The following is a 404-nucleotide window of genomic DNA, read 5'->3' as shown; positions in this document are numbered from 1 at the left end:
GAGGTCGACGTCGCGTCCCCGGAGGCCGTGGACGTGCTGACGCGTGCCCTCACCGAGCACGACGTCCGCGCGGTGGTCCACTTCGCGGCGCGCAAGCAGGTCGGCGAGTCGGTGGAGAAGCCTGCCTGGTACTACCAGCAGAACGTCGGCGGGTTCACCAACCTCGTCACCGCGATGCAGGCGGCCGGCGTCGACCGCCTCGTGTTCTCGTCCTCCGCGGCGACCTACGGGATGCCGTCGGTCTCGCTCGTCGAGGAGAAGCTGCACGCCGAGCCGATCAACCCCTACGGCGAGACCAAGCTCGTCGGCGAGTGGCTGGGCCGCGCGGCCGGCCGCGCGTGGGGCCTGCGGTTCGTCGCGCTGCGCTACTTCAACGTCGCCGGCGCGGGCTGGCCGGACCTCGG

1 protein-coding gene is annotated in these 404 nt (G+C 72.3%); it reads left to right on the top strand.

Annotation, left to right across the window (positions count from 1 at the left end; all coding sequences use genetic code 11):
- Positions 1–404 (top strand): NAD-dependent epimerase/dehydratase family protein (locus G3I78_RS49900; protein ID WP_164437302.1); only part of this gene is annotated, 404 nt, incomplete at both ends.

Origin of the sequence: Streptomyces sp. SID13726, assembly GCF_010548375.1 — a bacterium.
Lineage (GTDB): Bacteria > Actinomycetota > Actinomycetes > Streptomycetales > Streptomycetaceae > Streptomyces.
Note: the sequence above shows the minus strand (reverse complement) of the source record. Positions and strands in the feature narration are given on the sequence as shown.